This window comes from Paraburkholderia sp. EG286B (assembly GCF_040965655.1).
Taxonomy (GTDB): Bacteria; Pseudomonadota; Gammaproteobacteria; order Burkholderiales; family Burkholderiaceae; genus Paraburkholderia.
In genome coordinates this window covers 1-358 of record NZ_JBFRCF010000196.1, presented here as the reverse complement: position 1 = coordinate 358, position 358 = coordinate 1, and the positions used below count along the sequence as shown (strand labels likewise).

At 58.7% G+C, this 358-nt stretch carries 1 protein-coding gene; it reads left to right on the top strand.

The window, feature by feature from the left end; all coding sequences use genetic code 11:
• Positions 1–207: transposase domain-containing protein (locus AB4Y42_RS44385; RefSeq protein ID WP_368697916.1), on the top strand; the 207-nt coding region annotated here is incomplete at its 5' end.
• Positions 208–358 lie beyond the last annotated feature (151 nt).

Genomic DNA, 358 nt, shown 5'->3' with positions numbered 1-358 from the left:
TTATTTAGTGATACTACCGATGGCGCGAAGGCGAGTGCCACCGTGTACAGTTTGATGTTGACGTGCAGGGCGTGTGGTGTCGATCCCTATGACTACCTGATGCACATACTCACCGAAATGCCGCAGCGCGCACCGGACGCTGATGTGACTGATTTGCTGCCGTTCCGCTACGCCCAGCAACAGCGGGAAAAGACGCAGGCCCACTGACAAACTGGCTGCGCGTCAGCACGCAGCCCGACGCACAGGCTCACCATCCTGACGCAGACATCGCCGGTCGATCGCGACCGTCGCGATGCAGCTACGCTCGCCCGCTGGTTGCGAACGATTCTACATTCGGTGTGGAGAATTCATCGCTTAC